Annotated in this window: 5 protein-coding genes and 1 tRNA gene; 2 read left to right on the top strand and 4 right to left on the bottom strand. The window is 38.0% G+C overall.

Going from position 1 to position 4,387, the window contains the following annotated elements; genetic code table 11:
• Nucleotides 1–388 precede the first annotated feature (388 nt).
• Nucleotides 389–853 carry a hypothetical protein gene (locus tag DM84_RS05055; protein ID WP_250778830.1) on the top strand — a complete coding sequence of 155 codons (465 nt, stop codon included), beginning with the start codon at nucleotides 389–391 and terminating at the stop codon, nucleotides 851–853.
• Between the two features lie 141 nt (nucleotides 854–994).
• Here the strand turns inward: DM84_RS05055 and pdxH are convergent, their stop codons facing one another.
• The 3 genes from pdxH to DM84_RS05040 are packed head-to-tail and all read right to left on the bottom strand — an operon-like array spanning nucleotide 995 to nucleotide 2,529.
• Nucleotides 995–1,588 (bottom strand): pyridoxamine 5'-phosphate oxidase, encoded by a 594-nt coding sequence (gene pdxH, locus DM84_RS05050; protein WP_250778832.1) that lies wholly within the window; start codon nucleotides 1,586–1,588, stop codon nucleotides 995–997.
• 16 nt (nucleotides 1,589–1,604) lie between these two features.
• Nucleotides 1,605–2,420 (bottom strand): bifunctional DNA-formamidopyrimidine glycosylase/DNA-(apurinic or apyrimidinic site) lyase, encoded by an 816-nt coding sequence (gene mutM / locus DM84_RS05045; protein ID WP_250778829.1) that lies wholly within the window; start codon nucleotides 2,418–2,420, stop codon nucleotides 1,605–1,607.
• Nucleotides 2,386–2,529 carry a hypothetical protein gene (locus tag DM84_RS05040; RefSeq protein ID WP_250778828.1) on the bottom strand — a complete coding sequence of 48 codons (144 nt, stop codon included), beginning with the start codon at nucleotides 2,527–2,529 and terminating at the stop codon, nucleotides 2,386–2,388. The genes mutM and DM84_RS05040 overlap by 35 nt, the downstream gene beginning before the upstream one ends.
• Before the next feature lie 13 nt (nucleotides 2,530–2,542).
• On the opposite strand from DM84_RS05040, the gene DM84_RS05035 reads away from it, so the two are divergent.
• A tRNA-Thr gene (locus tag DM84_RS05035) sits at nucleotides 2,543–2,615 on the top strand.
• A 45-nt stretch (nucleotides 2,616–2,660) separates the two neighbouring features.
• On the opposite strand, the gene DM84_RS05030 is transcribed toward DM84_RS05035, so the two are convergent.
• The gene (locus DM84_RS05030; protein ID WP_250778831.1) at nucleotides 2,661–4,187 is read right to left on the bottom strand and encodes an acyl-CoA carboxylase subunit beta; all 1,527 of its coding nucleotides are present in this window, start codon (nucleotides 4,185–4,187) and stop codon (nucleotides 2,661–2,663) included.
• Between the last annotated feature and the right edge of the window lie 200 nt (nucleotides 4,188–4,387).

The raw sequence follows: 4,387 nt of genomic DNA, 5'->3' as shown, positions 1-4,387 counted from the left end.
TATAATGAATTTTATCAGTAACCACTAGGTTTTTTAGTTGCCATGCAACAAAGCCATGCCAGTGTCAAGCACTGGGATGACAAAAAAGGAGGCATTGGGATAACAGAAGAAGGGGCTACTTGGATGACATCATAGAGATTGGGACTGACAGGAAAAGGGGGCGCTGAGATAACAAGAAGATGGCACTGGAGTGACAGAAGAAGGAGTGCTATGATGGCACCATAGGAGTTAGGATGATTGTAAGTCGAGATCCTTATTCCGTTCTTTTGTCCAAAACTATTCCATAAAGAAATTACTTTACTTACTCAATGAATCTAACTATAATGATAACAGGGAATTAAAACTTTGCAGAAAAAAAATCATTATTACCAATTAATTAGGAGATTATATGGATAAAAGTACTAGAGGGATTATACTTATAGTAGGGCTTGGTGCTGTGCTGGGAGGACTTACAGGTTTGGGACTAAGTTTTACAGCTTTATCACCTTTAGTTATAGGTGGAATTGTTGCCGCTGTTCCTGCAATATTATTTGTTGCATTGGGTGTATACTATAGTGTAAGAAAAGGAGAATTTCGCAAAGAAGATCTTTTCGCGGCTGCTTGCATATGCGTTGCAGGCGCTGCAATCGGAGTTGGTCTTGCTGCAGCTGCAACTGCTATTTTTCCTGTGCAATGCTTGGAGCAGGATCTGCATTTAACAGGTGCAGTAATAGGAGCCATAGCGCCAATTGCAGGAATTCTTGCAGCAGAGTATATCATTGCACCAATAGCTGAAAAAGTGAATGAATATGTTCTATCACTTATGATTGAAAAAGTAAAAGGATGCTTTTCCTCAAAAGAGAAGGAAGTTTAAACTAAGGTTTTGCTTTCTGTTATTCCAGTGTGCAGCACATCGGACATTTATTTCAAAGACAGTATGTTATAGCCAGTTTTGCCTCGTTTCCCAGTGAAGATCGCTATCAAATAACAATGTTCGTGCAGTTGTGTTGCATGGTTAAGGATACAACTGCTCTATTTTCCAGTTGCCTTCTTCAACAAGGGTGTATCTAAATCTAGTGTGTCTTCTATGTTCACCTTCTTGCCAAAATTCAATTACTTTTGGGATTACGCAGAATCCCACCCAAAAGTCAGGACGAGGAACTTGTGTATTGTAAAGTTCTTTTTCCTTTAGTTTGATAGATTTCTCAAAATCTTGCCAATTTTTCAGAACGCTCGATTGTTTTGAACACCATGCACTAATTTGACTATCGCGTGCTCGAGAGGAGAAGTATTCATCAGCTTTTTCACCGTCTAGGAGTTTAACATCTCCCTCAATTCGTACCTGCCTAGAAAACTCCATCCAGTGAAATACTAATGCAGCTTTAGGGTTCTCGGTCAATTCTTTTCCTTTTCTACTATTTACATTAGTGAAGAATACGAAGCCTTCTTCGCTATATTCCTTTAGCAATACCACTCTTGCAGATGGAATGCAGTCTTTGCTACAAGTTGCCAGCGTCATTGCAGTTGGCTCTTTACATGAAGAATTGACTGCCGCTTTGTACCACTGCGAAAACAAATCAAACGGATCTTTTTCAGGTAAAAATGTCATACCAAAGAATAAAATCTTAATTCTGACATACGCTGCAGAAATAAGTGCTACGGCCATTTTGTCGTACAAGTGTTATGGCGTGATTACAAATTTTGCAAGGTTTTTGAACTTGACCGTATACGTAAAAACTGTTTTGGAAGTATCCGACAGATCCAGATGGCTGCGCATAATCTCTCAGCGTTGAACCACCTGCAGCAATTGCATCACTTAGAGTATTTTTTATTTCAGTGGCAAGTTTTTCACACTCTCTGTATGTTAAATCTTGTGCTGATCTGAGCGGTGATATGCGGGCTCTAAACAAGCTTTCAGAAGCATATATGTTACCTACACCAACTATTAATTTGTTGTCCATTAATGCTGATTTGATATTTGCTTTCCTATTTTTCAGTAGCTTCTGCAAATAGCCTCCACTGAATTCATCCGTTAAGGGCTCTATTCCGGAGTCATTAAAAAAATTTACTTCTTGTGCTTTGTTTAAAACGACAACCAACCCAAACCTTCTTGGATCATTAAAAACTATTGAAGCATTGTCGGAAAACGAAAATATCACGTGATCATGTTTATTCTGCACTTGATTATCTTCAGCGTATATAAGCTTTCCGCTCATGCCAAGATGTATGATGACGGCTATATCATTGTCTGTATTCCAGATTATGTATTTACCTCTACGCTTGATATCGTTTATAGCTTTGCCTTTTAGCGCATCACCGATATTTTTTGTTATTGGTACACGTAAATTCCAATTATTGACCGTAACACTACTTATTTGCTTGTTTTTTACTTTATCAAACAAAAAGTTAGATATTACTTCCACTTCCGGTAGTTCTGGCATCTTGTCTACTCTGTTGCTGCTTTTTTCTTTTTAGAATATTTTGCTTTAAGGCTTTTGCTAATCTTTTTTTCTCTTCTTCTTTTTCCTTATTCTTTTTTATGTTATTCATATATATGAATCCTGCCGTTATAGCTCAGGTGGTAGAGTACGTCATTGGTAATGACGAGGTCCCAAGTTCGAGTCTTGGTAACGGCACACCTTGCAGTGTTGCACACCTCGTAAAGAAACCCTAGAAAAAAATTACAAGGGCAGATTATCATGCTTTTTCCATATTCTTTCTACTTTCTTGTTTTTGAGTAGCTCTAACGTTTTATGAAGGTGATACCTTGTTTTACTTGGCACTATTATATCATCAATATATCCATGTGATGCAGCAAAAAATGGATTAGCGAATTTTTCTTTGTACTCTTTAGCCAGTGTTTGTTGATCTTTTTCACGTCGAAATATAATTTCAACTGCACCCTCAGGGCCCATGACAGCTATTTCAGCAGTCGGCCAAGCGTAATTTATATCACCTTTCAGATGTTTAGAGTTCATGACAATGTATGCACCACCATACGCTTTTCTAGTGATAAGGCTAATTTTCGGTACAGTCGCTTCAGCATAAGCGTAAAGCAACTTTGCTCCATGTTGTATTATGTTATTATATTCTTGACTTTTACCTGGCAGAAACCCTGGAACGTCAATGAGTGTGATGATAGGGATACTAAATGCGTCACAGAACCTTACAAACCTTGCAGCTTTTCTTGAAGAGTCAATATCCAAACATCCTGCAAGGTGCATAGGTTGATTTGCAACAATACCAACAGTGTTACCTTCAATTCTACCAAAACCAATTATGATATTACGGGCAAAATCAGGTTTTAGCTCAAAAAACTTCCTTTCATCACACACCTTTTCAATCAGTTCATACATATCATAAGGAATATTAGGGTTGCTAGGAATTAGAGTATTTAAAGATTCATCAACATCATCGACATCATTGTAGGTCGGTACAGATTTTGGAGGTTCTTGATTATTTGCCGGCAAAAAGGTGAAGAATTCTCGCATTTTTAGCAGCATTTCAACATCATTATTAAATGCAAAGTCTGCGACTCCTGTTTTGCTTGTATGGATTTTTGCTCCACCAAGATCTTCGTGGCTTACGTCTTCGTAGGTGACTTTTTTTACTACATCTGGTCCGGTTATGAACATGTATGAGCTGTTTTTCACCATGAAAGTAAAGTCAGTTAATGCTGGAGAATAAACTGCACCGCCAGCACACGGGCCCATGATTAGAGAGATTTGTGGTATAACGCCTGATGCATTTACATTCCTTTGAAAAATTTCTCCATAGCCAGCAAGGGAATTTACTCCTTCTTGAATTCTAGCTCCACCAGAGTCATTTAGCCCGATAATTGGAGCCCTGGCGTTGATTGCCATATCCATAATTTTGCATATTTTTCTTGCATGTGACGCGCCAAGTGACCCACCAAAGACAGTGAAATCCTGAGAATAAACAAAAACCTTTCTGCCATAGATAGTACCGTGGCCAATTACAACCCCATCACCTAGAAAATTAGCATTTTGCATGCCAAAATCAGTTGCATGGTGTTTTACGAATTTGTCGTATTCCTCAAACGAATTTTCATCGAGCAGTATATTCAGCCTTTCTCTAGCAGTTAGTTTCCCTTTTGTATGTTGTTTGTTGATCCTATCAGGACCGCCTCCTTTTTCAGCTCCTAGTGCTTTGGCCTTTAGGTTTTCTAATATTTTTAAGTCTTGCATATCAAAAAAGTGATTTTCAGTTGACAAAGTATACATTACTTTTTTAAAGTGTAAAAAATTCTATCTTTGACATAAGCACTTCCTCTGAAAAACCTCCTTGTGATTTGATCAACCGTTACTCAATAGAAAAAAACTATTTGACAACCTTCGCCGATACCCTTATCATAGTAGTGAAGTTATTTGTTTAACTTCCCAATCTG

The organism is Wolbachia pipientis (assembly GCF_023661085.1).
In the GTDB taxonomy this organism is placed as follows: Bacteria; Pseudomonadota; Alphaproteobacteria; order Rickettsiales; family Anaplasmataceae; genus Wolbachia.
Note: the sequence above shows the minus strand (reverse complement) of the source record. Positions and strands in the feature narration are given on the sequence as shown.

Coding starts and splice junctions, on each gene's coding strand:
- DM84_RS05055 (WP_250778830.1), top strand. CDS start 389: ATGGATAAAAGTACTAGAGGGATTATACTTATAGTAGGGCTTGGTGCT.
- pdxH (WP_250778832.1), bottom strand. CDS start 1,588: ATGACATTTTTACCTGAAAAAGATCCGTTTGATTTGTTTTCGCAGTGG.
- mutM (WP_250778829.1), bottom strand. CDS start 2,420: ATGCCAGAACTACCGGAAGTGGAAGTAATATCTAACTTTTTGTTTGAT.
- DM84_RS05040 (WP_250778828.1), bottom strand. CDS start 2,529: ATGAATAACATAAAAAAGAATAAGGAAAAAGAAGAAGAGAAAAAAAGA.
- DM84_RS05030 (WP_250778831.1), bottom strand. CDS start 4,187: ATGCAAGACTTAAAAATATTAGAAAACCTAAAGGCCAAAGCACTAGGA.